A 25,947-nucleotide genomic window follows, 5' to 3' on the forward strand; every position below is an offset into this window, starting at 1 on the left:
GTTGTGGTTCTGTCGAGAATGCAAAAGCCCCGGTGCGAGAGGCAACCGGGGCTTTGGATGATCATATCCGATGACGGTATCAGTCGTCAAAAATGACTTCGTCGTCGGCAACCTCGACCTGACGGGCGATTTCGGACAAGGCCTGTTCGAAAACCTCGGGCGGATGGCCGCCGGAAATGGCGTATTTACCGTTCACGACATAGGTTGGAACCGATGAAATACCGGCATTGCGGAATTCTTCTTCTTCGGCGCGGACTTCCTTGGCGAACATATCGCTGCCAAGAATTTCGTCTGCCTTTTCCGGTGAAAGGCCAACTTCCTCGGCGGCGCGTTTAAGAACACCGTGTTCGCCGGGGTTTTCGCCCTCCTGAAAATAGGCGCGGAACAGGGCCAGTTTCAGTTCGGTCTGTTTGCCTTCTTTGCCCGCCCAATAGAGCATCCGGTGCGCATCAAAGGTATTGTAGATGCGGCTGTCGGAGCTAAAGCGGATGTCAAAGCCGACATTCTCGCCCATCATCGAAATACGGTCGCGGTTTTCCGCACTTTGATCCGGGGTCAGACCGTATTTTTCCTTGATATGTTCTGACAGGTTCTGCCCTTCCGGACCCATATCTGGATTCAGTTCAAACGGGTGCCAGCGCAGCTTGATGTCGACCTGACCGTCAAGGCGTTCCATCGCCTGTTCAAGGTTTTTATAGCCGATGATGCACCAGGGGCAGACAACGTCGGAGACGATATCGATCTGCATCGGGATGCCGTTGCTCATGAATTGTGCCTTGTCTTATGAATATCTGGATGGCCCAGACATAAGCGCTATGGAGCCAAACGCAAGGAAAGATATGCAGGGCGGCAAAAGAAACGGCCTGTCCGGGGGAGACAGGCCGTCATATGTGCAACAACTCGGCGGGGGGAGGTCGATCAACGATCTAATCCGAGTTTCGGGGTGTGCACGTGGGACGCTTCTGATGGCAGCGCGGCCAACAGGGTGCGAATTTCAATCCATGCCTTCGATATTCTGGCGACGGGCGTTGTCGACCATATATTCGGCAAAGGTTTCAAGAGTGGGACAGGACCAGTCAGCCGCCATTTTCTCGCCGTCGCGTTCCCATTGACCGTACCACCGGTCATCAGGTTCGAGAAAAATCGTATAGGCGGCGAAACGGTCAGACGCCGTCCAGCTGTTTTTGCCAGCACGGTGCCATGTCAGACCCGCAAGCAGCATAACGTCAAAATCTTCGGCGGCTTTTAATGCCATTTTGGTGTCCCCATCCATGTGAAGCCCGAAGAAATGGGGGGGGGGTGTATTCCCGGTCGCCTCACAATGTATGGTAGAGTTAATCACTACTACCATACCTTTACAACCATTCAGGGGGACAGGTTTGCTATCCTAAAGGTGGGTAATTACGCGATTTCGGGCAAAAAGCAGCGCATAATTGGCATGTCTTGTAATGCGGTTGCGTAAATGACGGTTTTGCGGCAATTTGCCAGACCGCCCGGCAAGCGCCGGAACAAGACAAGATCGATCAGTTTTGGAATGAATATGTCAGACAAGCGCGTCTATCTATACGACAGTACCTTGCGCGACGGGCAACAGACCCAGGGCGTGGATTTTTCGGCAGCGGACAAAACCGCAATTGCCAAGGCGCTGGACGAGCTGTCGATTGACTATATTGAAGGCGGCTGGCCCGGGGCAAACCCCACCGATGACGCATTCTTTGCCAATCCGCCGAAACTTAAAAATTCGAAACTGACCGCCTTTGGCATGACACGACGCGCAGGGCGTTCGGCATCCAATGATCCGGGGCTGACAACGTTGGCCCAAAGCGCGCCGATTGTTTGCATGGTCGGAAAAAGCTGGGATTTTCAGGTGACCGAGGCGCTCGGGATTGAGCTTTCGGAGAACCTTGCGATGATTTCGGAATCCATCGCACATCTGAAAAGCCAGGTTTCCGAGGTCATGTTCGATGCCGAGCATTTCTTTGACGGCTACAAGGCCAATCGCGACTACGCCCTTGCCGCGATCAAGGCGGCCTATGAGGCCGGTGCGCGCTGGGTTGTCCTTTGCGATACCAATGGCGGCACCCTGCCTGATGAGATTTTCGACATTGTCACCGATGTCTGCACCCATGTGCCGGGCGGAAATGTCGGCATTCACTGCCATAACGACACCGAGAATGCGGTGGCGAACTCGTTGGCGGCGGTCCGGGCCGGTGTGCGCCAGGTGCAGGGTACGTTGAATGGTCTGGGCGAGCGTTGCGGCAATGCCAACCTGATTTCGATCATCCCGACCCTGATGCTGAAGATGGGATATGACGTCGGCATTTCGCATGAACAACTGACCCATCTGCGCCGTATTTCGCACATTCTTGATGAACGGCTTAACCGCGAACCGACCCGTCAGGCGGCCTATGTCGGGGATAGCGCCTTTGCGCACAAGGGTGGGTTGCATGTTTCAGCCGTGGAAAAGAACCCGGCCTGTTACGAGCATATCGAGCCGGAGCTTGTAGGAAACCAGCGTCATATCCTTGTGTCGGATCAGGCGGGGCGTTCAAATATTCTGGCCCGGTTCCGCGAAATCGGGGTCGAGGTTGATCCGAAATCCGATGCGGTCGGCAAGCTTGTCGAAGCGGTCAAGCAACGCGAATTTGATGGTTATGCCTATGACGGTGCCGAAGCCAGTTTTGAACTTCTGGCGCGCAAGGCATTGGGTGAGCTTGACCGTTATTTCCGTGTGACATCCTTCCGCGTGATTGACGAACGCCGCTGGGTGGACGAGCAGGACGAACAGGTCATCACCATGTCCGAGGCCACTGTCAAGGTTGTGGTCGGCGATGGACAGTTCATGTCGGTGGCAGAGGGCAACGGTCCGGTCAACGCGCTTGATGCCGCATTGCGCAAGGTGCTTCTGACCGTGCCGGAATATGTCGAAGCCGTGCAGCAGATCGAACTGATCGACTATAAGGTCCGCATCATAACGCGTGGCGACGGTACGCGCGCGGTCACCCGCGTCATGATCGAAAGCCGCGATGCCGAAGGCAACAGTTGGTCAACGGTGGGGGTTTCCACCAACATTATCGAGGCGTCCTATAACGCGCTTCGGGATTCGATCACCTATAAACTGTTCAAATCCGGCGTACGCAGCCAGCATGCGTGACGGTTGGTTCAGGCGATAAAATGGCAAAGGGCGCGTTTTGATCCGCGCCCTTTGACGTTTAGATTTGATGGTGATGCGGGTGGTCATGACTTTGATCGTGATGATCGTGTCCATGTTTGTGCCCATGCCCAAAGCGTGCGGCCATGAAGCTTAGCAGGTCGATATCGGCCCGTTCGGTCATCGACACATAGGTGAATGTCATGGTTTCGCGTTCCTCGATCATGCTGCCGGGGAACGGCAGATAAGCCAGTTCGCGGGTAGCAAAGGCCGGGCAGGCGGTGCCGATTTGCCAGTTGGTTGTGATTTTGGCATCGACCAGATGCATGGTCAGGCCATCCTTGCCGATCTTTTGAAACGGGATATCGGCAAGGCGAAGGTAGCTTGCCTTGTCATCGGCTTTGCGGAAGCCTTCGACGAAGCTTGAGGACAGGACCTGTAATTCCTCGGCATGGTCGGCGTCGCTTTGGCCGTGGACATGGGAATGCAGGTGATCGTGGTCCGGGGCGTGATTATGCCCCGGTCCGTGAGAATGGTTGTGGCCGTTATCGTGATGATCATGGGGCATCTGGTTACTCCACATCCGGGCCGGCGGGGATGGTGACCGGTTTGTCGATGATGCCGCGATGCGATCCCATTTTGCCATGTGACACCAGTGTACCCAGCACATCGACAATCACGCGCGTTGCCAGCAGGGCGGTAATGTCCGAGCAATCATAGGGCGGCGAAACTTCAACGACTTCAAGGCCGCAAATTCCCTCTGCCGCGACAAGCGATACAAGCTCCAATGCCTCGCGCGGCAGGAAACCGCCAGGTTCGGGCCAACCGGTACCCGGAACGAACCCGCAATCGACACTGTCGATATCAAACGAGATATAGACCGCATCTGCATCCTTCCATGCCAGTTCAAGCGCGCGCGCGGCGGTTTCGGCCAGTCCAAGTTCCTCGACATCGCGCATGGTGAAGATGTTGGTATTGCGATTGCGTGCAACTTCGACCCCTTCGCGCGGCACCTGCCAGCCGCCAATGCCGACCTGCACAAGGTTCACCGCCGGAACATTGACCAGATCGGTGGCATGGAACCACGGCGTGGTGTGCATGCGTTCATCAAGGTCTTTTTCCTGAATGTCGATATGGCGGTCGAAATGCACGATGCCGATACGTTTGGATGTGCATTGCGCAATGCCACGCACGCACGGGAAACCGATGGAATGATCGCCGCCGATCATGATCGGCAGTGCGCCACTGGATGCAACGTGGCTGACCGCGCGCGTAATCTGATCAAAGGTTTTTTCGATATTGGCCGGGATGGTGAAAACATCACCTACATCGCAAAGCGTCATCTGTTCGCGAAGATCGACCCCCATTTCATAGTTATAGGGCGTGTAAAGGGCGGATATCTTGCGAACCCCCTGCGGGCCGAAACGCGTGCCGGGGCGGTATGTCGTGCCGCCATCAAACGGGATGCCTATAACCGCCGCGTCATAGGCACCGACCTTGGTGACGTCTTCGATATAGGGTGCCTTCAGAAACGTGTTGATCCCGGCATAATGGGGCAGTTCGCCCCGGGCAAAGGTCGGGATCGATTTATCGGTCAGGCAATCCGAGCCGGTCAAACCCATGCGAAGCGCCCACTGCTTTTCCTTTTCCCAAGCGGCAGATGGCAGCAAGGCTTCTTTTTCCGCCGATTTCCAACCACGCAATTGCAGCTTGTCGAAATTCGGGTGGTGGTGACGGGTTGCGGCGGGGGCGGGCAATGTTCCGGCCACGCGATGTCGGCGGACATTTTGGGGGGCAAAGAAATCGCGCATAGTTGTTTCCTTCGGGTTGCGTCAGTCTTTGTTGGGGTGGCTTTCGGGTTTGAAATCAGGGAACCGGCGCGGTCGCCATCAGGGCGGCCGAGAAATTCATGCCGTCGGTTTCATCGGTTTCGCCATTGGCACCGGGAAGCGGTGCGGCAGACAGGTCAATCGGCAGGTCGTATGTGATGGTCGCGCCATAGGCTTCTGGCGCGTGCGGATCATCGCGCAACTTGTCAAATACCAGCATCCGGGTGCCGAGTTTGAAGGCCTCGTGGATGTCGTGCGTGACCATGAAGATCGTTATGTCATGCGCCTTCCACAGGTCCAGCAGCAATTCATGCATGTCATTGCGAATACCCGGATCAAGCGCGCCAAATGGCTCGTCCAGCAGCAGCACGCTGGGTTTCATTGTCAGGGCCTGAGCAATGGCAAGGCGTTGCTGCATGCCGCCCGAAAGCTGACTTGGATATTTGTTGGCCGCTGGTGACAGGCCGATGGTTTCAAGCAGTTCGGCAACATCATCGCGGGCCTTTTTGCGCGCGCGGCCAAACAGGCGCCCGGTCAGTTTACGGGCGGCAAATTCCGCGCCGATGATCAGGTTTTCAGCAACGGTCAGATGCGGAAAAACCGAATAGCGTTGAAAGACAATGCCGCGATCAGGGGTGGGTTGTTGCGGCAGTGGTGCGCCATCCATCAGGATATCGCCGCTGCTTGGCAGTTCCTGGGACAGCAGCATGCGCAAAAAGGTCGATTTGCCACAGCCCGATGCCCCGACCAGCGTGCAAAACGCCCCGGCTTCGATATCCAGATTGATGCGTTCAAGCACCGGATATTCGCCGTAAGACTTGGTCAGGTTGCGGATCATGAATTTCGGGTCGCGCATCACAGGCTATCCCCCGAAAGGTGGTTCCAAGGGAAAGCCTTGCGCGATGCCATCAACAGCAACCGGTCAAGAATAAAGGCCAGAAGCGTGATCCAGGCGACATAAGGCAGGATCACATCCATCGCGAGGTAACGACGCACCAGAAAGATGCGATAGCCAAGGCCGCTGGTTGATGCGATGGCCTCGGCGGAAATCAGGAAAATCCATGCCGGGACAAGGCCAAGCCGGATGGCAGTGATCAGTTTTGGCATGACTTGCGGCAAAACCACACGCGTGATCATTTGCCAGGTCGAGGCGCCCAGCGTTTCAGCCTTGATGATCAGTTCGCGAGGGATATCCATCACCGCCTGCGCGATGGTCCTGATCATGACCGGGGCGGTGCCAATCGCGATCAGCATTACCTTGGAAGTCTCGCCCAATCCGAAAATGATGAACAGGATCGGCAGGATGGTGATTGGCGGGATCAGGGACAGGGTGGCGACAAAGGGTGCCAGACCGCGCCTGATATGCGGAATGAAGCCGATGGAAATGCCAAGCCCGATGGCAAGCAGGGTGGAAATGAAAATGCCGACCGCAAGGCGCGACAGGCTATCGATCGTATCAAGCCACAGAAGGTAATCGCCCGACCGTTTGTCGGCCTCGAACCCCATGCGCCAGATCGCATCCCCTATGCTGCCAAGCGACGGCAAAAGCTTGTCGGCCGGATTATCGATCCGGCGCAGATGGCTTGCGATGGCATAGGCCCCGATCAAAAGCGCAAACGGGATCGAGCCCAGCAATATGGCTGCGCGCCGGGAAAGGGTGCGATTGATGATACGCATGGCCGTCACCTTGCAATTGCAAAAACGGGGCAGTGGTCAAGACGGGGCAAAAATCTGAAAGGTCGGCCATCCGAACCTGATGCAACTGGTGCAACGAATGTTACAAGGCCGGATGGCCGACAGAGTTAATCAGCGAAGCGCTTGGTGGCGTGGCTAATACACGGTTTCAAAGCTCGCCCTTGGCGGCCATCTCCATATAGGTCGTGTCAAATTTCAGCTTCACATTGGCGCTATCGCCATAGATGCTGCCATCCGGGAAGCTGACGCCGACGAATTCCGGGCTTGGTGCGCCTTCACCAAGGATGCCCTTGTCGAACAGGAATTCGGCGACGAATTTCATGGTTTCGGGAAGCTCGGCTGATTTGGTGAATTCAACCGCCTTGTCCGGGGTAAAGAACATCGCCGTGCTGGCAAGCTGGGCATCGTATCCGGCAAGATCGGTGCCTGATGCTTCGGCCATGGCAGTTCGCGCGGCAATGCCTTCGTCGGTGTCGGATGCCATGATGCCCATCAATTCATACCATGCGCCAACCAGTGCCTTGCCGAAAGCCGGATTGTCGGCAAGGGTTTCGGTGTTGACCATCATGATATCGATGATTTCGCCGGGGATACCCGCACTATCAAAGACGAGTGTCGCGTTATCGTTGGCGGCAATTTCCGACAGAAGCGGATTCCATGTCACGACCGATGTCACATCGTCGGTGGCATAGGTTGCGATCATGTCGGCGTCGGATGTATTAACGACCGTGACGTCCTGTTCGGACAGGTCGACCTTTTCAAGCGCACGCGCCAGCAGGTAATGGGAAACGGAAAGTTCAACCAGATTGACGTTTTGCCCCTTGATGGCGGCAAGGTCAGTTGCGTTTTTCAGGATGATGCCGTCATTGCCGTTGGAATAATCGCCAACAATCAGGGCGGTGGTATCAATCCCGCCACCGGCCGGGATCGAAAGCGCGTCCATATTGGTCATGGAGCAGCCGTCATATTCGCCAGCGGTATATTGGTTGATCGATTCAACGTAATCGTTGATCTGCACGATATCGACCGAGATGTCGTATTTGTCGGCCCATTTTTTCATGATGCCGCTATCTTGCAGATACCCCCACGGCATCCAGCCGACATAGATCGACCAGCAGACTTTGAAATCGGACTTTTGTTCGGCGTGGGCGGGTAGGGAAGCCAAAGAGGCAGAAAGGACGGCGGCAAACGAAAGTGTTTTGAAAAACGTCTTTAACATGTGTGCGCTCCTGCTTGTTTTGCGGATCACTTCGGATCAGTCAATTCAAGAAAGGCTCTTGCACACAAACCGGGAGAAGGCTTGTGCGCGACAAACCTGTGCAGTTGTCTCCCGGGATTTTGGCCCGCCGTGTCACCAGCCTGTGAAACTCTGGCTGGCTTGCGCCTCTTGGACCAGCATTCCTTTCGGAACCGGAACCCTAGGCGCGCTGCACACTCAAACAGAAGCAATGCATATGCCAGTCACCTGAAGTACGTCTTTGGATGTTGGTAATGCTATGGAAATAAAGGATAATACTGATGTTAGTGACGCTGCCTGTTGCGCGAAATGCATATATGCAGCGCGCAATTTTTGATTAAAAAATGACCATAAAAATAAATATGATCAAAAATAACGCATCTTCCGTGCGTGTAATGTGTGCTGGCATCGTGCATTGGCTTTTGGTAAAGAAGCGCCAATATTGACGGGCATGCCCGCACTTTACCCCATGCAAAGACCGGAGAATTCAAGCGATGAGCGACGTCGCAGACGCGGCTATGCCAGATGGCGCAAGACCCGAAACCGGCGGTATCGCCAATCCGCCTGTCATCATCCTGATCGAACCGCAGCTTGGCGATAATATCGGCAAGGCGGCGCGCGCCATGCTCAATTGCGGTTTGGTTGACTTGCGCCTTGTGCGGCCGCGTGATGGCTGGCCCAATGAACGGGCAACCGCGAATGCGTCGGGGGCTGATATTGTCATCGACAATACCAAGGTGTTCGAGCGCGAAGAAGATGCGCTCGCGGATCTGAACCGGGTTTATGTGACGACCGCGCGGACGCGCGACGCGATCAAGCCGGTTTTTACCCCAAAGGGACTGGCACCTGAAATGCGCGCCAATGTCGCGCAGGGGGAAGAGGTCGGCGTGATGTTCGGGCCGGAACGCACCGGTGTGCGCAACGAACATATTTCGATGGCCGATGCGGTCGTGACCGTGCCACTGAACCCGGGCTTCACATCGCTTAACCTTGCGCAGGCCGTGCTGCTGATCGGGTATGAATGGTGGCAGGCCGGTGTCGATGTGCCCGATTACCAGATGATGATGAACGATACCTTCCCGGCAACCCGGGACGAATTGGATCGTTTGTTCGAACATCTGGAGGCGGAACTGGATAATTCCGGTTTCTTCCGGGTCGAGGCAAAACGCCCGAATATGGCACGCAATATCCGCAATATTTTCAACCGCGCCAACCTGACCCACCAGGAAGTTCAGACACTTCGCGGCATGATCGTCGCGATGCGGGGCGGTAAGCACAAGCCATAGCTGCATGTCTGCTTCTGTGCAGATTGGTACACAACACCCGCCGATTTTGGCGGGTGTTGTTGTTTGGGGTGCTTTCAGTATTCAGCCGACAGCTTGGTGCTGCCCCGTGAGTCACGACCGGCTTTGTGTGAATTTTTTTAGACAAATGTAATGATGTAAGGCGATTTGTAATTGTAGTTACAAAATTATCCGTGACATCGCCTGTTTTCCCGACCTATCCTTGAGTCTGGGGTTCATAACACAATCTTATAAGAGATGGGTCACCCGGACGGGGGTTCAGAGGTTTCTCAAATGTTTGAGCATTGGGGTGGGGTATGAAGGGATTTCTAAATCTTTCGGTCAAGGTTCAGCTGCTGATTTCGATGGCGGCACTTGCGTTTTCTGCGGTTGCGGTGGTTTTGCTGGTTACGCAATCTTCGTCATTCGATGCCATTCACAAGGTATCGGTCGAACAGGCGCGCGAGCAGGCTTATCGATATGCCAATTCGGTTTCGGAGGAATTGAATATTCCGGCGGAAGCCGTTCGTTCGACAGCCTCGGCGCTAAAAGGCATGGTTGCGGCAGGTAAGCCTGACCGCGAAGTTGCCGGTGAAATCATTTCCGAATTACTGCGCCAGCATCCCGGGATTGTCGGCAGTGGAACGGTGTGGGAACCGAACGCCTTTGACGGTGCCGATAGCAGCAACGCCAATGTGGCAGGCAGCGATGATGCCGGTCGGTTTGTGCCCTATTTCTATCGTGATGCATCGGGCAAGATCGCGTTTGAGCCGCTGATCGGGTTTGAAACGCCGGGGGATGGCGATTGGTGGTTGGTTCCCCGTGACGAACGACGTGAAACCATTGTCGAACCTTATGTCTATCCCGTGAACAATGTCGACGTGTTAATGACAACCATCAGTGCGCCGGTATTTGAGGGGGAACCGGGCAGTAAGGTGATTGGCGGCGTAACCGTCGATCTGGCGCTTGAAACGCTGCAGGGCATTATCGACCAGATTGCCTTGCCCGAGAGTGGTATGGCTACCCTGATTTCAGAAGGGGGCTATGTTGTCGCACACAGTGCCAAGGATCGGGTTGGGCAGAATATCAGCGATATTGATCCGGTACTGGCACCGGTCCTGGAAAGTATTGGCAAAGGTGAGGCTTTTGGTCGTGAAATGAAGCTCGGTGCCGATAGTGCGTCTTACTATGTCACCTTTACACCGATATCGATTGGCAAAACGGGTACGAACTGGGCATTGGGTACTGCGATCCCGATGAAAGCTATTCTGGCAGAGGCAAATAACCAGCTTTATATCGCCCTCGTCGTGGCGGCTGTTGCGGTTCTTGCGGTTGCGATTATCGCTTTTTGGCTTGGCGGTGCGTTGGGGCGTCCGGTGTTGCGGATGACCGAACGGATGAATGCGCTGGCGCAGAATGATGTCGATGTCGAGATTCCCTATACCGACCGTTCGAACGAGTTTGGCCGCATGGCACAGGCCGTTGCGGTGTTTCGGGAAAATGCCGTGCGTGTTCGCAATGCCGAGGCCGAAAAACTTAAAGCCGATCATGTGGCCGAGGAAAGGCGCCGTACCCAGTTGAACCAGCTTGCGGACTCGTTTGAAAGTTCTGTTGGAGGAGTGGTCGGCTCGGTGAGCAATGCTGCGGATCGTCTGTCGTCGTCTTCCGGGGTCATGAACCAGATCGCTGTTGACACGCGATCACAGGCCGCAGCGGTGAATGCAGCCGCCGAAGAAGCATCCAATAATGTACAGACTGTGGCTTCCGCGACCGAGGAGCTGTCGGCGTCTATCCGTGAAATTTCGTCGCAGGTTGCGCAATCAAACGAGATTGCGGGCAATGCCGTAGAAGAAGCCAACAGAACAAACCAGTTGATCGGTGGTCTTGCCGATGCGGCGGAAAAGATCGGCGATGTTGTAACCTTGATTCAGGATATTGCGTCGCAGACAAATCTTCTGGCGCTGAATGCGACAATCGAGGCTGCGCGTGCCGGGGATGCCGGCAAGGGCTTTGCAGTTGTCGCAAATGAGGTCAAGAATCTTGCCAGTCAGACCGCGCGTGCAACAGACGATATTTCCGGTCAGATCGGCGGTATTCAGGGGGCAACCAGGGATGCGGTCGAGGCAATTGGCGGGATCACTGAAACCATCGGTCGCATCAGCGAAATCGCATCGACGATTGCGGCCGCTGTTGAACAGCAGGGGGCGGCGACCGAAGAAATCGCGCGCAACGTCGGGCAGGCGGCACAGGGCACGACCGAGGTTACGTCAACGATCGGACAAGTGACAGCATCGACCGGCAAAGTTGGCGAATCTGCAAGTGATGTTGCAAGTGCTGCTGAGGAACTGACCGGGCAGGCTGCAAGCTTGCGTCAGCAGGTCGAGCAATTCCTGCGAGATATTCGGGCAGGCGTCTGATTTTGCATTGAAAATCGGCTAAACGGTTATCAGGGGCACTCGGGTTGGGAAACCCGGGTGCCTTTTCGTTTGACTCTGCGGTCTTGATCTCTATATTGCGCCTCACTTCCGAGAAAGTGGGGCGAAACAGGTGTTTTCGTCCCCGTTCCTGTTTGGGTTAACCGACACAGGAAACTATCGGGACAATAAAGTGATCTTAAAAAAGAGAGTTACAAAATGTCGAAACGTATTGCTGCAAAGCATAAGATTGACCGCCGCCTTGGCGTGAACCTTTGGGGCCGTGCAAAATCGCCGCTGAACAAGCGCGAATATGCACCGGGCATGCACGGCGCGACCCGCCGTAAAAAGCCGACCGATTACGGCACCCAGCTGTTCGCCAAACAGCAGCTTAAAGGCTATTACGGTTCCATCTCCGAGAAACAGTTCCTGCGTTACTACAAAGAAGCATCGCGTCGTCCGGGCGATACTTCCGAAACGCTGGTCGGTATTCTCGAGACCCGTCTTGATGCCGTTATCTACCGCATGAAATTCGTTCCGACCGTGTTCGCAGCGCGTCAGTTCGTTAACCACGGCCACATTCTTGTCAATGGCAAGAAAGTCACCATTCCTTCTTACCTCGTTAAAGAAGGCGACGTTGTTGAAGTCAAACCGGCTTCGCGCGAAATCCCGATGGTTATGGAAGCTGCCAACCTGAACGAACGCGACGTTCCGGAATATCTCGACGTTGACGCGAAGGCCTTCAAAGGCACCTTCGTTCGCGTTCCGAAATTCGCAGAAATCCCGTACCCGGTTCAGATGCAGCCGAACCTGGTCGTCGAATTCTACTCGCGTTAATCCTTATCGGATTTCGCGAAGACGAACACAAAACGCCCGCTGGAAACAGCGGGCGTTTTGCTTTGCCGGTCGATGCGAAAAAGAAACGTTCAGCCCTTTGGCGGGGTGACCTGTTCGGATGCCTGCTGGGCAGCGGCGGCAATCGCTTCTTTCTTCTGTTCCGGTGTGGCGTCGTCCGGCACATCGACCTTCACATTGCGCGAGGCCATCTGGATGCCGTTTTCCTTGAACATCGCCAGAACGCTTTGATAGACGGTTTTGCGGATGGTGAATTGTTCGCCGGGCTTGGCGGTATATTTAAGCCCGATCACCATGTTGAATTCTTCCATCCGGCGCACGCCCTGAGATTTCAGTGGCTCGATAAAGCTGTCACCGATCAGCGGGTCTTCAAGCAGTTCGGCAGACAGCCTTTTGACCAGCTTCTTGATCTTGTTGACGTCGGTTTCAAACGGCACACGGAATTCAAGTTTGACGATTACCCAGTCGCGGCTGTGATTGATGATCGATTTGATTGCGCCAAAGGGCACGGTTTGCAGGGGGCCACGATGATGGCGCAACTGCATCGACCGGATCGAGATATTTTCAACCCGTCCGCGCAGATTATCGACTTCGATATATTCGCCAAGCCGGAAGGCATCATCAAGCAGGAAGAAAACCCCCGCGACAACGTCGCGTACGAGCGCCTGACTGCCAAAGCCGATGGCAAGGCCAACAACGCCAGCACCGGCAATCAGCGGGCCGATATCAACCCCAAGGGCGGACAATGTCACCATCACCACCATGATGACGATGACGGTCAGCGCGAAGTTTTTCAAAAGCGGTAACAGGGTTTCAATCCGCGATAATCCGGTGCCGCCCCCTTCGCCGTCGCCATGTCCGCCGCCCGCGCCGCTTTGGCTCATGCGCTCGTCAAGGAACGCCTTGATCAGGGACCAGACCAGATCGGCGATCAGCAGGATCATGATGATCTCGGTCGAGGCATCAAGCGCACGCGCGATGATCCCGGCATCTTCGGCAAGCGCAAGTCGATCAAATCCCCAGATACGCCAGAAACTGGCAAGAACAAAGACGATGGCAAGTAACCGCACACCGCGTTTCAGAACCGGGGTAAAGACCGGAAGGTCCGGCTGAACCGGTTTGAATTCTTCCCCGGCTTCAATTGTCGCTGCTTCGGCGCGGGCATTGATGGCATCTGCCTCGGCCTCGGCCATTCTGGATTTTTTGCGATGCTGGCTTTCGATGATGTTGCGGAAAATTACATCAAACAGGCAGGCAATGCCAATCGCCAGCAGGCACTTCATGAAACGGTCTGCCGCCAGAATGGTCGTCGCGCCGAGTGCCATCAGATAGGCGCAAACAATGACGGGCCATAAGCGGGAAAGCGATACGGGCAGGGCAATTTTTTCAACCGTATCCGTGACCTGGTGGTTCGCGAAATAACGCGTCAGCGAAACCGTCGCGATGCAAAACGCCAGAACACTGATCACGACCGCGATATCAAAAAGAATGATGTCGCTATGGACCATTGCCGGTGACTGCCGGAAAACCCCGGCCAACGCAAAGGCAAATAACGACACGCCACTTGCGATGGTGATGGTACGTGCCAGTGTCGCTGCGGTCTGCGGATCGACATCGATCATCCGAAGGCCTTCAGCCTGCGGCGCAAACAGGAATTGCAGCACGATCATGACAAGACGCAGAGCAAAGAACGCGGCGAGCATCGACAGAAGCGCTCCCTTCATCAGGGGCGGCCAGTCAAAAATCATGAAGGCACCGATTGAGCCGATGGCAAAGACCGTCAAAGACAGTAGCGACAGGACGGATAAAAGCGCCATCTGACGCAGCCGGTCGAAGAAGCGGGTAGGGTGTTGTGCTTCAAGATAACTACAGAGCGGGGCAGCAGCCCGGCGATACAGAAATTCGACGATCAATCCTGTACCAACAAAAATCATGGTGAACAGGGCAAGGCGCATCAGCCCTCTACGGCCGATATCTGATGACAGAAAATCGCCGGTTTGTGCCATTTCATCGGGAAAGGTTTCAAGGCCGGTAATCGTATCTGCAATCTGTTCGCGGGTGCGCGCCACCCCGGCATCAAGGAAGTCGTAATAGCTGAAGGTCGTTTCAGCCGTATCGGACAAGGCATCATCGGACGGATCGGTTGTTTCCGTGGTCTGTTCTTCGTTTTGAGCGGCCATTGTAGCCAAGGCAGGCTGTGCATGTGCCCAGTCTGGCATGCCCGCCACAAGCAGCCAGAGGCCGAAACACATCAGGATTTTTGTTGTGATTTTCATAATGTCCCGCCCAACGTCCTGTTCGTAAAAACGAATTCCTTTTTGCAAGATGGTACAGCCAAACAGGGGTATCAAGGAATGGTTTTGCAGTATCGACCCATATGCACGCAGGGCTTGAGGCAATAAAAAACGCGCCGGGCATCTGCGCGGCGCGTTTTAAATCATCGGGTGTCAGACCGGTTCGGGTCTGCGCCATCCGCCTTGATCAGGCAGCGACAGCAACGCCCTTGTCTTTGAGGTGCTGGGCCAGTTCGCCCGAGGCATACATTTCACGAACGATGTCGCAACCGCCAACGAATTCGCCTTTGACGTAAAGCTGCGGAATGGTCGGCCAGTTCGAGAAGTCCTTGATGCCCTGACGGATTGCCGGGTCGACCAGAACGTTGATGTCCTTGAACGGCGCGCCGAGTTCGGCAAGCACCTGAACGACGGCGGCCGAGAAACCGCATTGCGGGAACATCGAGGTGCCCTTCATGAACAGAACGACGTCGTTATCGTTGATGTCTTTCTGAATGCGATCAAAAACCGGATTGTCGGTCATGTTGGTTGTCCTTGGCTGCAAAGGCGGCGATCTCTCTGCCGCGATATTTCAGGTTATGGTTTTATGGGCGAAGATATGGCTGGAAGGGGCGGTTCTGTCAACTCTTGCGGCGTAATTGCCGTGCAGTCCGCAAATTATCCCAGGTGAAAATGCCAAGTCCGATCCAGACCAGCGCGTAAGTTATCATATGCGCCTGGGTAAAAGTTTCGCCGAGCAAGAGAACCGCAACAAAGAACTGGATCGTCGGATTCAGATACTGCATCAGGCCAAGCGCGGAAAATTTCATGTTCCGGGCGGCAAAGGCAAACAGCACCAACGGAATGGTTGTGACAGCACCCAGCGACACCAGCAGGGCATCATGGCCAATCCCCATATTGGTGAAGGCCATGGTGCCCGATGCATTCAGCCAGACCAGATAGCCAAATGCCATCGGCGACAGCAGCAGACATTCGACAAACAGACCGGCAATCGGATCGGCTGGAACAAATTTCCGGATGACGCCATAAAAGCCGAACAGCAACGACAGGCTAAGCGCAATCCACGGCAGTGATCCGAAAAACACCAGAAGGTTCAGAACCCCGGCAAAGCAGATCAGTACCGAGACGATCTGAATGCGATTAAGCTTCTCGCCAAAGAAGATGCGACCAAGGATCAGCATGATCAGCGGCATGATGTAATAGCCAAGGCTGGCTTCAAGCGCATGTCCGATATGGACCGACCAGATATAGATCACCCAGTTCCCGGCGATCAGCAGGCTGCTTATGAATAACAGTCCCATGGTGCGCTTGGACGACAGCAGGTCCCACAATCGCGCACGACGTTTCAGGACAAAAACCAGTGTCAATGTCAGGATCGCCGACCATAGGATGCGATGGGCGAGAATTTCAAACGGGCTCGCGAAATCGATGATTTTGAAATAGAAGCCCAGAAAGCCCCAGATGACAAAGGCACCAAGCCCCGCCAGCGGTCCGGCACCGATCAAAGCTGGTTTTTGGGATGAGGACATCGTTATTGAACCATGGTCATTTTGTGGGGCCAAACGGCAGGTGCCCGATGGGCAGAACGATATTCAAGCCTGAACCGGAGCGGAAGCCCGGATATTGATCCGGGTTCGAATACGGGTAGTCATTCTGGTCTAGGTCGGGAATTATCAAGGGCACCGAAGCTGATCGGTGCCCGTAATTTTCTGGCCGCTTTGCAAGGATGGTGGCAAACGCAAGGCGGCCCCGTGCGTGCGGCCGGAACTTATTCCGGTGCGGAAGTCTGAAGCGCAAGGGCGTGCAGGTCACCGCCCATTTTGCCTTTGAGGGCCGAATAGATCATCTGGTGCTGCATCACGCGGGTTTTACCGCGGAAGGACTCGGACACAACGATTGCCGCATAATGATCGCCATCACCGCGAAGGTCCTCGATGCGGACCTGTGCATCGGGAAGGGCTTCCTTGATCATCGTTTCGATTTCGTGGGCTTCCATGGCCATGGCGCTAATTCCTTATAATTGGTCGAATACCCTTGCGCCCTGTTTGGCGCATTCATCCGGGTGCCCGGCGATATTTGTTAATTCTGGTATATGTTGTCCCTGTAGGGGCTGTCAATTTCTGCAAGCGGTAATGCGCTTCGCGCGGTCAAAGATATGGTGGTGCTTGTGTTTTGCGGCACATTGCGCTACGAAATGCGCGGTTGCACACACCGGCCGTTCGCGGGGCTTTGGCTCATGGTAAAGTGATGCAGACGATTTTATCGGTTCCCCGTCTTCTTGTGACGTCGGACCGGCAATGCGGACACCCGGCCTCCTGTCAGGAGACGAAAATGACCCAACCCGTTCATAACCCGCCCGAAAAGTCTGAACATACACCGGTCGAGCTTGCCGATTTTGCGAAAATCGCATCGGGCGATCCGGCGGAAATACTTAAGCAGCAGGCAAAGCGCCTGCGCAAGGCACTGGCCAGCCGCAAGATGACGGTTTCCCACACCGGAAGCCTGGAGCTTCTGGCGCAAAGCCACGGATTTCGTGACTGGAACACCGCGATTGCCATGACGCGCAAACGCGAACCGGTCCGGATTGCCGATCTTGGTATCGGCAAACGCTTTGCCGGGTCCTATCTCGGCCATGCGGTGTGCGGCCAAATCCGCGGTGTCACCAGAACCCCGGTTGGCGGTGTTTACCGGATCGAGGTTCATCTGGATCAGCCTGTTGATGTCGTGACGTCGGAACGTTTCAGTGCTTTGCGACAGCGCATCGCGTCACGGATCAACGAGGATTGTGAACCCGTGCTTGCCAATGGCACGCGCGGCCCCGGTCTTTCGGTTGATCTGCTGCTGTGACTTTGACGCAGCTTGTTGCTGACATAAATAATGAAACCCTCCGGCAGCTTCCCAAAGTTGCCGGAGCCTACATTCTCGTGATTGATCTTTCTGCTGATCTGGTTTTACGGAACAAACGCTTCGCCGGGGCCATCCTGCGCCGGGGCACTTATCTTTATTGCGGTTCTGCCAACGGATCGGGTGGCATTGCGGCCCGTGTCAAACGTCATTGCCGGACGGAGAAAAAACAGCATTGGCATGTCGATGAACTGACCAACGGCACCGGGCACGTGGTTGCGATGCTTGTCATGCCCGATGGGTGTGAATGCGATTTGCGTGCTGCTTTGGGTATGGTGCCGGGCATTTCCATTCCGATTGCCGGGTTTGGCAGTTCGGATTGCGCGCGTTGCCCTGCTCATCTGCTGGCGGCGGAAAGCCATGCCGTCGCGATGACGGCAATCGAGCAGGTCCGAAAGGCGTTCACCTAGTCCTTGCGGTTGCCTGCCGTGCCGTCAATCAGCGGACGGAAGCCCGATGCAACAATCTTTGGGCCGATCCTGCGCATAAGGGTATTGCGCAACCAGACACCGGTCTTGCCGCGGATTTTGGCGAAACCCATGCGTTGCAGGGATTGTTGCTGGACCCAGTGTGCTTCGGGCAGTCGGGCGGCCTGCCAGTCGGCAAGCGCGGTTGTGATATCGGATTGCGCGCGAAAGGCATTGGCCAGTGCCAAGCTATCCTTGATCGATTGCGGTGCCCCCTGTGCCATGGTCGGAAGGGTGCCATGTGCCGCATCCCCGATCAGGGCCACACGCCCCGCAACCCATTCGGGCATGACCATTTGCTGAAGACGGCCTTCGTGAATGGTGGTGTCCGTTCCGATTGTGCCGAGCATATCGCGCACTGGACCATCAAACCGGGCAAAATGCGCGGCAAGTTCGCTTGTCGGCAAGTCGTGTATTCTTTCGCCCGGATCATAGGTGCTGGCATAGATATAAAACCGGCTATCACCCACCGGCATCACCAGAATAACCTGCCCGTGACCGATGATGAATTTGGGCGCTGTCAGGCCGAAGGGATAATCCGTGATCCAGCGCCAGCAGATATAACCGGTCGGCTGCGGGACATGTTCCGGGCCAAAAACCAGGCGTCGAACGGCTGAATTGATCCCGTCCGCACCGATCACAAGATCAAAGCTGCCGGTCGTGCCGTCAGTAAAACGAACCTGTGCCTGATCGGGTGCGTTACTGATGTCGGATACGGAAAGACCAAACCGGATGGTCGGTGTTGTCAGTCTGGCGCACAGGATTTCGTGAAAGTCGCTGCGGGTCAGGGCCTGAAATGTCGGCCAGCCGAGCTGTTTGGTTTCAAGTGCAAACAGTTTCCGGTCACGATGATCGAAATAATCCAGTCGTGGAAAGGCACAGGATTTGTCGGCAACATCCTGATCAATGCCAAGGTCCCGAAGGGCCGTCACCGCATTGCCGGGCAGGTGCAACCCCGCCCCGGTGGGTTTCCAGCCATCAAGGGTTTCGGCAATCGTAATGTCATGTCCGTCGCCTTGCAGGGCAATGGCCGCAGACAAACCGGCGATGCCGCCGCCGACAATCAGAATGTTCATTTTATGCCTGTAACTGGAATGGGGTGATGTTCGGATCAGCCGCCCGTCATGCTCATATGGCGACCGACTGCGGGTTTCTGGCCCTTGCGGTCGATGACGAAATCATGGCCCTTGGGTTTCAGTAGCATGGCTTCGTCAAGTAGACGGTCAAGGGTTTCGGGCGCGCCCGAGCGGAGGGCCGCGCGCAGATCAACGTGGTCTTCCTGACCAAGGCACATGTAAAGCGTACCGGTACAGGTCACGCGCACGCGGTTGCAGCCCTCACAGAAATTATGGGTAAGCGGTGTTATGAAACCAAGACGCCCGCCGGTTTCGGCCACCGTGACATAGCGCGCCGGGCCGGGGGTGACATATTCGGACGGGATCAGAGTATATTCCTGTTCCAGCCGTTCACGAACGGCGGTCAGCGGCAGATATTGATCTGTGCGATCCCCGTCAATATCGCCAAGCGGCATGGTTTCAATCAGGCAAAGATCAAAGCCTTCCTTGCCGCACCAGGCGACAAGACGGGAAATTTCGTCTTCGTTGAAATTGCGAAGGGCGACCGTGTTGATCTTGATCTTGAGCCCCGCCTGTTTGGCAGCTTCAAGCCCGCTTAGCACCTGTTCAAGGCGGCCACGGCGGGTGATTTCGGCGAATTTCTGATGATCAAGACTATCAAGCGAGATGTTGAGTCGTTTGACGCCAAGACGTGCCAGATCATCGGCGTAGGTCGCAAGCTGGCTGCCATTGGTCGTCATGGTCAGTTCGTCAAGCGCACCGGATTCAAGATGACGCGACAAATCCCTGATCAGGTCCATGATGCCACGGCGCACCAGTGGCTCGCCCCCGGTCAAGCGCAGTTTGCGTACACCGCGCGCAATGAAGGCCGAACAGAGCTGATCGAGTTCTTCAAGTGTCAGGACTTCGGACTTTGGCAGAAAGATCATGCTTTCGGCCATGCAATAGGTGCAGCGGAAGTCACAGCGATCCGTCACCGATACCCGAAGGTACGATACATGGCGGCCATATTTGTCAATCAGCGGTCTGGTCATGGCGGCGGCGCTTGTTTCTGTTTATTGGTCTGGAAACGCTATGTAGTGCGCAAGTTCGACTTTGGCACAGGGGGGATTGATTTGGCCACCCCGATTTGTGATGAAATCATCACCTTTCCGTCAGATGACATCAGAAAAACCGCGGGAAATATCCGCCGCGGTGTTTCTATCTGTCAGGAAATTCAGGCATTATCGAATGCCTATTCCCAGTTTTCGGCTTCGCGGATGTGGAGGGTCGCGACGTCGCGATCAAGCGATGCCATGACATTGCGTAGCGTCTCGACATTCTCGCTGCCAAGCTTGGCAACCAGTTCGGCCGAACGTTCCGGCTTGGACAGGGCGGAACGTACATCGCGGAACAGGGCGCGCAGCAATCGTACACAATGTTCCTCGGTAAAGGTCCATGCATGATCGCCATGTGGCATGTTGTCATTGACCAACTGGATCATCCAGTTTTTACGCCGCTCGTAATCCTTGAAATGCAGGGCCATGCGCGAGAAGACCAGATTAAGCCGGTTGGCGACCTGAGGCTCTTCGGCAAGGTGATCCCAGTAATCTGTCGGATCACGCAATTCATCTTCTTCGTCGGCATGCTGTTCAATGATGGTCTGTATTTCGCCATCGATTTCCTGCAGCATATCCATGCCAACCATCATGCGGATGACCTTGAAGAAGGGTTGCAGGATTTCGCGCGACAGTGCCCCATGTTCCAGATCGCCCGCTTCGCGGCCTTCAAGCTGATGGGCAAAACGGCTGACCAGAAGGCGGCCCAGCGGATCGTGGCGGACAGCGACATTCTGGCGGGTCTTGACGGTATCAAGATCGGCTTCAAGCGTCATCCATGCCGCGTCAAACAGCTTGTTCTGCCCGCGCAAGGTTTCCAGCGCGCTTGAAATCTGTTCGGCGCTGATGGTGCCGCCATGCGCCTTGGCCTGTTCGATGAGGCCAGCGGCAAATTGTTCGAGTACGGCGAATGCGGCGGAGTGGTGACGCTGTTTGAAGCTGTCCCGCGGTGCTTTGACGATTGCAATCATTTACCCGTTCCGACCTTGTTATCATTTAAATCAGATCACCGGATTGGTTCGCCCGGTAGCCGATGGATGCGATCTTGCGTATCAAATTCCGTCAAGACGCCGAATTATTCAATCTTTTCACTTCAGCAAGTTCCGTGCCATCGCAGGCGGTTATTCATAGCCGACGGCAGCCTCGACAATTTCAAGCACGACATGACGTGGGCGGATGATCTGGCGTCCGGCTTCTTCGAAATTTACGGCGATCCTGTCGCCGTCTACCGCCTGAATGCGACCAAGGCCCCAGTCGGGCTGACCAGGATGGCGGACAATGGTGCCAGGTGTGAGCAGAAAATCCATGATCAAGCTCTTTTGTCTGATGTTGGTCTTTTTAATATAGTCAGGCAATAGGCCCGGAACAAATAATGCGCAATGATGACAGTCACATCTTTTGAGGCCCGTCGATGATGGGCAAAATTTGCCGATCTGCAAATGCGGCAAAAATCCGCAGATTAAAGAAGGTTTTAACACATCAGGCTGCAATCTGGGCGCGGTTTACACCGACCGTGATCCGATCATGTCCCAAATATCGACCGGGCGGCCAGATGTGAGCCACGTATTGTTTTGGGGAAGCAGTGCGGACCTGTTGAACAGAATTCTTGGAGATACCCGTTACATGGAACAGGACAGAGCAGTGGAACTGATCCTGATCGAGCTGATCAGCTCGCGCATTTGCCACGACCTTGTCGGGCCTGTGGGGGCTGTGAATGCCGGTGCCGAACTGATGGGGGAGGCCGGTGTTGCCGATGACGAGGCACTTGCGCTGATGCGCAAAAGCGGGCTTGAGGCCGCGCGCCGGTTGCAATTGTTCCGTCTGGCATTCGGGCGCGCAGGCAACAGCGTTGACACAAAATCGATGCGCGATGCGGTTGCCCAGAGTTTCGAGGCCGAAGGCAAGGTGACCCTTCTGTGGGATCAAACTGGAATTGGAATTGATCCAGCTCATGGAAGGCTAGTGCTCAATATGGTGATGTTGGCCCGTGAAGCTTTGCCGTTTGGTGGGGATATTGTTGTTACATGCGAATCCGGGGGGCGGATTTCGGTCAATGCAACTGGAAAACGTGCCGCGTTTCGCCCCGATGTGGAAAATGTCATGAAAAATGAAGTGGCCCCGGAACAGCTTGATCCCCGGACCGTACATGGCTTTTTCCTGCGAAATCTTGCGCATCGGACCGGTGGTGTGCTTTCGGTCTTGCAAGAGGACGGAAATGTTGCATTGATCTATGATTAAAAAAAACACATGCGGGTCTGGTAATACGGTGTGCTAGGTTCTACGTAAGTAACGGATTGAACGTGTGTTTCGCGCAGTGGTCGTGGGGATGGGCGTTCCGGTTCCGGCAAACAGTATGATTGTCGGAGATGTGGAGGGGGTTTATGGACGATCTTTTAAGTGAATTTCTGACAGAGACTTCGGAGAGCCTTTCGACGCTTGACGTCGAGCTGGTCAAACTGGAGCAGAATCCGAACGATCCGGATATTCTGTCGAATATTTTCCGCCTGGTGCATACCATCAAGGGGACATGCGGATTTCTTGGTTTGCCGCGACTGGAAGCAGTTGCGCATGCCGGTGAAAACGTGCTTGGCAAGATCCGTGATGGCGAACTGGTTGTAACACCGGATGCGGTGACGCTTGTTCTTGAATCCATTGATACGATCAAATATCTGCTGAGCGAGCTTGAGCAGAATGAAACCGAACCGGATGGCAATGATGCCGATCTGATCGCGCGTCTTAACCATTTTGCCGATACCGGTACGATTATGGGCGGAAGCGCCGCACCGGCAGCCGCCGCCCCGGTCGAGGAAGAAGTCGCCGAAGAAGTGCCGATGACCGATGATGAGCGGTTGCAGGCAATTTTCGATGCAACCGAAGTCGACCCGGATATTCAGGAGCCGGAACCTGCTCCTGCGCCCGAGAAACCCGCACCGGCAGCCGCCCCGCCCGCAGCAGCAAAGTCGCAGGCAGTTGCCCCGGCCAAGGCCGCTGCGTCCGAGGGGCCAAAGGCCGAAGCGCAGCGTGTCGAGGCGAAGGAAAGCTCTGTCGCGGCTCAGACGATCCGTGTGAACGTCGAGCTGCTTGAAAACCTTATGACCCTGGTTTCCGAGCTTGTTCTGACCCGTAACCAGCTGTTGCAGATGGTTCGCGGCAAGGATGACAGCGAATTTACAGTTCCCTTGCAGCGCCTGTCGCACATCACTACCGACCTTCAGGAAGGTGTGATGAAAACGCGTATGCAGCCGATTGGCAACGCTTGGGCGAAACTACCGCGTATTGTTCGCGACCTTGCGCTTGAGATGAACAAGAAAATCGATCTGCAGATGATCGGTGCCGATACGGAACTTGACCGTCAGGTGCTTGAACTCATCAAGGATCCGCTGACCCACATGGTCCGTAACTCTGCCGACCATGGTCTTGAAGATATTCCGGGGCGTCGTGAAGCTGGCAAGCCGGAAACCGGTACGGTTACGCTGAATGCCTATCACGAAGGCGGTCACATCATCATCGAGATTTCCGACGATGGTCGCGGTCTCAATATCGAACGGATCAAGGCCAAGGCGATTGCCAATGGTCTTGCAACCGAAAGCGATCTTGACGGCATGGCGGATTCGCAAATCCACCAGTTCATCTTCAAGGCCGGTTTCTCGACCGCCGAAAAGGTGACCTCGGTTTCGGGGCGTGGTGTCGGCATGGACGTGGTCCGTACCAACATCGAAAAAATCGGTGGTACGGTTGAACTGAAATCGGTCGAAGGCCGTGGTTCGACCTTTATCATCAAAATCCCGCTCACCCTTGCCATCGTTTCGGCACTGATCGTTGAAAGTGGCGGCGAACGTTTCGCCATTCCGCAGATCAGCGTTCTGGAATTGGTCCGGGCTTCAAGCAATTCCGATCATTCGATCGAACGCATCCACGATACGCCTGTCCTGCGTCTGCGCAACCGTCTGCTGCCGCTTGTCACGCTCAAGAAAATTCTTGGTCTTGATGACGGCGAAACAACGGTCGATGACGTGGATGAAGAAGCCTTCATCGTCGTCACCCAGGTTGGGACCTACTCCTTCGGTATCATCGTTGACCGCGTGTTCGACACCGAGGAAATCGTGGTTAAACCGGTCGCACCGATCCTGCGTGACCTGTCTCTGTTCTCGGGGAACACCATCCTTGGCGACGGTAGCGTGATCATGATCCTGGATCCGAACGGCATTGCGACCCGCACCGGCGAAATCACCGTTGGTGGTTCGCAGGGTGTCGAAAGCAAGGCGCGCTCCGATACCGGTGATCGCGAAACGACATCCATGCTGGTCTTCCGGGCTGGCGGTGCAGAAGTTCGTGCCGTGCCGCTGGCACTGGTTGCCCGCCTCGAAGAAATCGATGTCGAAAACATCGAATATTCGAACGGTCGTCCGCTGGTTCAGTATCGTGGCAAGCTGATGCCGCTGGTCTTCATTGATGGTTCCTATCAGATGAAAGGCGAAGGCCGTCAGCCGACCCTGGTCTTCCAGGATCGCGAACGGACCATGGGCCTTGTGGTTGACGAAATTGTCGATATCGTCGATGACGTCCTTAATGTCGAACTGACAGCCGATCAGGATGGTTTGGTCGGGTCTGCGGTGATCGACGGCAAGGCAACCGATCTGATTGATGCCGGCTACTATCTTGAACTGGCGTTCTCGGACTGGTTTGGTCATGAGGATACCGGCGGCGAGAAAAAGCGTGTGCTTCTGGTCGATGACAGCCCGTTCTTCCGTAACCTTCTCACACCGATGCTGTCGGTGTCCGGTTTCCGTGTCATTGCGGTCGAGAATGCCGAGCAGGCGCTTGATCTTAAAAATCGCGGTGAAATGTTCGACGCGATCATCAGTGATATCGAAATGCCGGGCATGAACGGCTTCGAATTTGCCGAAAGCCTGCAGAATGATGAACATTGGGGTGATACCCCGATCATCGCGCTGTCCTCGCACACCAGCGAGGAAGACTTCGAACGGGGTCGTCAGGTTGGCTTTAGCGACTATGTTGCGAAATTCGATCGAGATGCGCTGGTATCAACGCTGATCCAGACGCTGAGCGCAGTGTAAATCGGGGAAAAGTCCAATGAGCGATAAAAAGGCACTCGTCCCGAGCAAAGAACAGAGCACGGCCCTTGACCTTGGCGGGGCGACGAAGGATTTCGTTACCGCCTATATCGGCAAGCAGTTGTTCGGTATTCCGGTTCTGACGGTTCAGGATGTTCTTGGTCCGCAGCGCATCACGCGCATTCCGCTGGCTCCGCCCGAAGTGGCAGGGTCGCTGAACCTGCGTGGGCGCATTGTTACGGCGATTGATGTTCGCAAACGTCTAGGGCTTCGTGAACGCGAAGACGACGTGCCGGGCATGAGCATAGTGGTCGATCAGGGTGGTGAACTATACAGCCTGATGGTCGATCAGGTCGGAGAAGTTCTGAGCGTTCCGCAAAAAGCGTTCGAGCAGAACCCTGCAACGCTCGATCCGCGCTGGCGCGAATTTTCCGATGGCATTTTCCGGCTCGACAAGAAGCTTCTTGTCATTCTGGATGTGACCCGTCTGCTTGATTTCACGGTTTCTGTGAAACAGGCTGGCTAGCTATGTTAGTCTGTACCGGGTGCAAAATGCATCCGGTACAATGC

The 25,947-nt window shown here is 55.3% G+C and carries 24 protein-coding genes and 1 riboswitch; of the genes, 9 read left to right on the forward strand and 15 right to left on the reverse strand.

Annotated features, from left to right (window positions below; translation table 11 throughout):
* Positions 1-79: 79 nt before the first annotated feature.
* The gene (locus SMB34_RS09345; protein ID WP_037989480.1) at positions 80-766 is read right to left on the reverse strand and encodes a DsbA family oxidoreductase; all 687 of its coding nucleotides are present in this window, start codon (positions 764-766) and stop codon (positions 80-82) included.
* Positions 767-994: 228 nt separating this feature from the next.
* A complete protein-coding gene (locus SMB34_RS09350) occupies positions 995-1,255 on the reverse strand; it encodes a hypothetical protein (RefSeq protein ID WP_037989561.1) in 261 nt (86 codons plus the stop codon).
* Positions 1,256-1,540: 285 nt separating this feature from the next.
* Between SMB34_RS09350 and cimA the strand changes: the two genes are divergently transcribed.
* Entirely contained in the window at positions 1,541-3,154 is a 1,614-nt protein-coding gene (cimA, locus tag SMB34_RS09360; protein WP_037989562.1) for a citramalate synthase, read from the forward strand.
* Between the two features lie 58 nt (positions 3,155-3,212).
* On the opposite strand, the gene SMB34_RS09365 is transcribed toward cimA, so the two are convergent.
* The 5 genes from SMB34_RS09365 to SMB34_RS09385 all read right to left on the reverse strand — a co-directional run bounded on the left by SMB34_RS09365 (position 3,213) and on the right by SMB34_RS09385 (position 7,894).
* Complete coding sequence (locus SMB34_RS09365; RefSeq protein ID WP_007091295.1) at positions 3,213-3,719, reverse strand: hypothetical protein; 507 nt, start codon at positions 3,717-3,719, stop codon at positions 3,213-3,215.
* A gap of 4 nt (positions 3,720-3,723) precedes the next feature.
* Complete coding sequence (locus SMB34_RS09370; protein ID WP_037989485.1) at positions 3,724-4,962, reverse strand: agmatinase family protein; 1,239 nt, start codon at positions 4,960-4,962, stop codon at positions 3,724-3,726.
* 55 nt (positions 4,963-5,017) lie between these two features.
* Positions 5,018-5,836, reverse strand: a complete 819-nt coding sequence (locus tag SMB34_RS09375) for an ABC transporter ATP-binding protein (RefSeq protein ID WP_037989487.1) — start codon at positions 5,834-5,836, stop codon at positions 5,018-5,020.
* Entirely contained in the window at positions 5,836-6,657 is an 822-nt protein-coding gene (locus SMB34_RS09380) for an ABC transporter permease (RefSeq protein WP_037989489.1), read from the reverse strand. The genes SMB34_RS09375 and SMB34_RS09380 overlap by 1 nt, the downstream gene beginning before the upstream one ends.
* Positions 6,658-6,823: 166 nt before the next feature.
* On the reverse strand, positions 6,824-7,894 hold the full coding sequence (locus tag SMB34_RS09385; RefSeq protein WP_037989491.1) for a putative urea ABC transporter substrate-binding protein: 1,071 nt from the start codon (positions 7,892-7,894) through the stop codon (positions 6,824-6,826).
* A 106-nt stretch (positions 7,895-8,000) separates the two neighbouring features.
* Positions 8,001-8,108: riboswitch (guanidine-I (ykkC/yxkD leader) on the reverse strand.
* A gap of 298 nt (positions 8,109-8,406) precedes the next feature.
* Here SMB34_RS09385 and SMB34_RS09390 point away from each other — a divergent pair.
* The 3 genes from SMB34_RS09390 (at position 8,407) to rpsD (ending at position 12,446) form a co-directional block, all read left to right on the forward strand.
* Entirely contained in the window at positions 8,407-9,198 is a 792-nt protein-coding gene (locus SMB34_RS09390; RefSeq protein ID WP_037989494.1) for an RNA methyltransferase, read from the forward strand.
* 314 nt (positions 9,199-9,512) lie between these two features.
* Complete coding sequence (locus SMB34_RS09395; protein ID WP_051682213.1) at positions 9,513-11,612, forward strand: methyl-accepting chemotaxis protein; 2,100 nt, start codon at positions 9,513-9,515, stop codon at positions 11,610-11,612.
* Positions 11,613-11,828: 216 nt separating this feature from the next.
* Positions 11,829-12,446, forward strand: a complete 618-nt coding sequence (gene rpsD, locus SMB34_RS09400; protein WP_007091302.1) for a 30S ribosomal protein S4 — start codon at positions 11,829-11,831, stop codon at positions 12,444-12,446.
* Between the two features lie 89 nt (positions 12,447-12,535).
* Here rpsD and SMB34_RS09405 read toward each other — a convergent pair whose 3' ends face one another.
* The 4 genes from SMB34_RS09405 to SMB34_RS09420 all read right to left on the reverse strand — a co-directional run bounded on the left by SMB34_RS09405 (position 12,536) and on the right by SMB34_RS09420 (position 16,760).
* The gene (locus tag SMB34_RS09405; protein WP_037989496.1) at positions 12,536-14,740 is read right to left on the reverse strand and encodes a mechanosensitive ion channel family protein; all 2,205 of its coding nucleotides are present in this window, start codon (positions 14,738-14,740) and stop codon (positions 12,536-12,538) included.
* A 205-nt stretch (positions 14,741-14,945) separates the two neighbouring features.
* On the reverse strand, positions 14,946-15,281 hold the full coding sequence (grxD, locus tag SMB34_RS09410; RefSeq protein ID WP_007091305.1) for a Grx4 family monothiol glutaredoxin: 336 nt from the start codon (positions 15,279-15,281) through the stop codon (positions 14,946-14,948).
* Positions 15,282-15,378: 97 nt separating this feature from the next.
* Positions 15,379-16,287, reverse strand: a complete 909-nt coding sequence (rarD, locus tag SMB34_RS09415; protein WP_037989498.1) for an EamA family transporter RarD — start codon at positions 16,285-16,287, stop codon at positions 15,379-15,381.
* Between the two features lie 239 nt (positions 16,288-16,526).
* A complete protein-coding gene (locus SMB34_RS09420; RefSeq protein WP_007091307.1) occupies positions 16,527-16,760 on the reverse strand; it encodes a BolA family protein in 234 nt (77 codons plus the stop codon).
* A 329-nt stretch (positions 16,761-17,089) separates the two neighbouring features.
* On the opposite strand from SMB34_RS09420, the gene SMB34_RS09425 reads away from it, so the two are divergent.
* Together SMB34_RS09425 and SMB34_RS09430 are read left to right on the forward strand one after the other, a co-directional pair.
* Positions 17,090-17,605: a glyoxalase superfamily protein gene (locus tag SMB34_RS09425; RefSeq protein ID WP_051682219.1), complete on the forward strand. Its 516-nt coding sequence runs from the start codon at positions 17,090-17,092 to the stop codon at positions 17,603-17,605.
* 77 nt (positions 17,606-17,682) lie between these two features.
* On the forward strand, positions 17,683-18,072 hold the full coding sequence (locus SMB34_RS09430; RefSeq protein ID WP_223304997.1) for a GIY-YIG nuclease family protein: 390 nt from the start codon (positions 17,683-17,685) through the stop codon (positions 18,070-18,072).
* On the opposite strand, the gene SMB34_RS09435 is transcribed toward SMB34_RS09430, so the two are convergent.
* The 4 genes from SMB34_RS09435 to SMB34_RS09450 all read right to left on the reverse strand — a co-directional run bounded on the left by SMB34_RS09435 (position 18,069) and on the right by SMB34_RS09450 (position 21,609).
* Positions 18,069-19,205, reverse strand: coding sequence for an FAD-dependent monooxygenase (locus SMB34_RS09435; protein WP_037989502.1), 1,137 nt, complete (start codon positions 19,203-19,205; stop codon positions 18,069-18,071). The genes SMB34_RS09430 and SMB34_RS09435 overlap by 4 nt on opposite strands.
* A gap of 35 nt (positions 19,206-19,240) precedes the next feature.
* Entirely contained in the window at positions 19,241-20,239 is a 999-nt protein-coding gene (gene moaA / locus SMB34_RS09440; RefSeq protein ID WP_037989504.1) for a GTP 3',8-cyclase MoaA, read from the reverse strand.
* 200 nt (positions 20,240-20,439) lie between these two features.
* Positions 20,440-21,273 carry a hypothetical protein gene (locus tag SMB34_RS09445; RefSeq protein WP_037989507.1) on the reverse strand — a complete coding sequence of 278 codons (834 nt, stop codon included), beginning with the start codon at positions 21,271-21,273 and terminating at the stop codon, positions 20,440-20,442.
* A 150-nt stretch (positions 21,274-21,423) separates the two neighbouring features.
* Positions 21,424-21,609, reverse strand: a complete 186-nt coding sequence (locus SMB34_RS09450) for a DUF3553 domain-containing protein (protein WP_007091313.1) — start codon at positions 21,607-21,609, stop codon at positions 21,424-21,426.
* A gap of 316 nt (positions 21,610-21,925) precedes the next feature.
* Here SMB34_RS09450 and SMB34_RS20635 point away from each other — a divergent pair, with 316 nt between their 5' ends.
* The 3 genes from SMB34_RS20635 (at position 21,926) to SMB34_RS09465 (ending at position 25,903) form a co-directional block, all read left to right on the forward strand.
* Complete coding sequence (locus SMB34_RS20635) at positions 21,926-22,540, forward strand: histidine phosphotransferase family protein (protein WP_240478794.1); 615 nt, start codon at positions 21,926-21,928, stop codon at positions 22,538-22,540.
* Between the two features lie 143 nt (positions 22,541-22,683).
* A complete protein-coding gene (locus SMB34_RS09460; RefSeq protein WP_037989510.1) occupies positions 22,684-25,380 on the forward strand; it encodes a hybrid sensor histidine kinase/response regulator in 2,697 nt (898 codons plus the stop codon).
* A 16-nt stretch (positions 25,381-25,396) separates the two neighbouring features.
* A complete protein-coding gene (locus SMB34_RS09465) occupies positions 25,397-25,903 on the forward strand; it encodes a chemotaxis protein CheW (protein WP_007091316.1) in 507 nt (168 codons plus the stop codon).
* The last annotated feature ends 44 nt before the right edge of the window (positions 25,904-25,947 follow it).

Origin of the sequence: Thalassospira permensis NBRC 106175 (assembly GCF_000714555.1) — a bacterium.
Taxonomy (GTDB): domain Bacteria; phylum Pseudomonadota; class Alphaproteobacteria; order Rhodospirillales; family Thalassospiraceae; genus Thalassospira; species Thalassospira xiamenensis.

What these genes read in the sequence shown, in the direction of transcription:
- SMB34_RS09450 (WP_007091313.1), bottom strand. Translation starts at nt 21,609, where the DNA reads ATGGATTTTCTGCTCACACCTGGCACCATTGTCCGCCATCCTGGTCAG.
- SMB34_RS09370 (WP_037989485.1), bottom strand. Translation starts at nt 4,962, where the DNA reads ATGCGCGATTTCTTTGCCCCCCAAAATGTCCGCCGACATCGCGTGGCC.
- SMB34_RS09380 (WP_037989489.1), bottom strand. Translation starts at nt 6,657, where the DNA reads ATGCGTATCATCAATCGCACCCTTTCCCGGCGCGCAGCCATATTGCTG.
- grxD (WP_007091305.1), bottom strand. Translation starts at nt 15,281, where the DNA reads ATGACCGACAATCCGGTTTTTGATCGCATTCAGAAAGACATCAACGAT.
- SMB34_RS09375 (WP_037989487.1), bottom strand. Translation starts at nt 5,836, where the DNA reads ATGCGCGACCCGAAATTCATGATCCGCAACCTGACCAAGTCTTACGGC.
- SMB34_RS09345 (WP_037989480.1), bottom strand. Translation starts at nt 766, where the DNA reads ATGAGCAACGGCATCCCGATGCAGATCGATATCGTCTCCGACGTTGTC.
- SMB34_RS09460 (WP_037989510.1), top strand. Translation starts at nt 22,684, where the DNA reads ATGGACGATCTTTTAAGTGAATTTCTGACAGAGACTTCGGAGAGCCTT.
- SMB34_RS20635 (WP_240478794.1), top strand. Translation starts at nt 21,926, where the DNA reads ATGGAACAGGACAGAGCAGTGGAACTGATCCTGATCGAGCTGATCAGC.
- SMB34_RS09365 (WP_007091295.1), bottom strand. Translation starts at nt 3,719, where the DNA reads ATGCCCCATGATCATCACGATAACGGCCACAACCATTCTCACGGACCG.
- moaA (WP_037989504.1), bottom strand. Translation starts at nt 20,239, where the DNA reads ATGACCAGACCGCTGATTGACAAATATGGCCGCCATGTATCGTACCTT.
- SMB34_RS09385 (WP_037989491.1), bottom strand. Translation starts at nt 7,894, where the DNA reads ATGTTAAAGACGTTTTTCAAAACACTTTCGTTTGCCGCCGTCCTTTCT.
- SMB34_RS09445 (WP_037989507.1), bottom strand. Translation starts at nt 21,273, where the DNA reads ATGATTGCAATCGTCAAAGCACCGCGGGACAGCTTCAAACAGCGTCAC.
- rarD (WP_037989498.1), bottom strand. Translation starts at nt 16,287, where the DNA reads ATGTCCTCATCCCAAAAACCAGCTTTGATCGGTGCCGGACCGCTGGCG.
- SMB34_RS09405 (WP_037989496.1), bottom strand. Translation starts at nt 14,740, where the DNA reads ATGAAAATCACAACAAAAATCCTGATGTGTTTCGGCCTCTGGCTGCTT.
- SMB34_RS09465 (WP_007091316.1), top strand. Translation starts at nt 25,397, where the DNA reads ATGAGCGATAAAAAGGCACTCGTCCCGAGCAAAGAACAGAGCACGGCC.
- SMB34_RS09420 (WP_007091307.1), bottom strand. Translation starts at nt 16,760, where the DNA reads ATGGCCATGGAAGCCCACGAAATCGAAACGATGATCAAGGAAGCCCTT.
- SMB34_RS09350 (WP_037989561.1), bottom strand. Translation starts at nt 1,255, where the DNA reads ATGGCATTAAAAGCCGCCGAAGATTTTGACGTTATGCTGCTTGCGGGT.
- SMB34_RS09395 (WP_051682213.1), top strand. Translation starts at nt 9,513, where the DNA reads ATGAAGGGATTTCTAAATCTTTCGGTCAAGGTTCAGCTGCTGATTTCG.
- SMB34_RS09390 (WP_037989494.1), top strand. Translation starts at nt 8,407, where the DNA reads ATGAGCGACGTCGCAGACGCGGCTATGCCAGATGGCGCAAGACCCGAA.
- SMB34_RS09425 (WP_051682219.1), top strand. Translation starts at nt 17,090, where the DNA reads ATGACCCAACCCGTTCATAACCCGCCCGAAAAGTCTGAACATACACCG.
- SMB34_RS09435 (WP_037989502.1), bottom strand. Translation starts at nt 19,205, where the DNA reads ATGAACATTCTGATTGTCGGCGGCGGCATCGCCGGTTTGTCTGCGGCC.
- cimA (WP_037989562.1), top strand. Translation starts at nt 1,541, where the DNA reads ATGTCAGACAAGCGCGTCTATCTATACGACAGTACCTTGCGCGACGGG.
- rpsD (WP_007091302.1), top strand. Translation starts at nt 11,829, where the DNA reads ATGTCGAAACGTATTGCTGCAAAGCATAAGATTGACCGCCGCCTTGGC.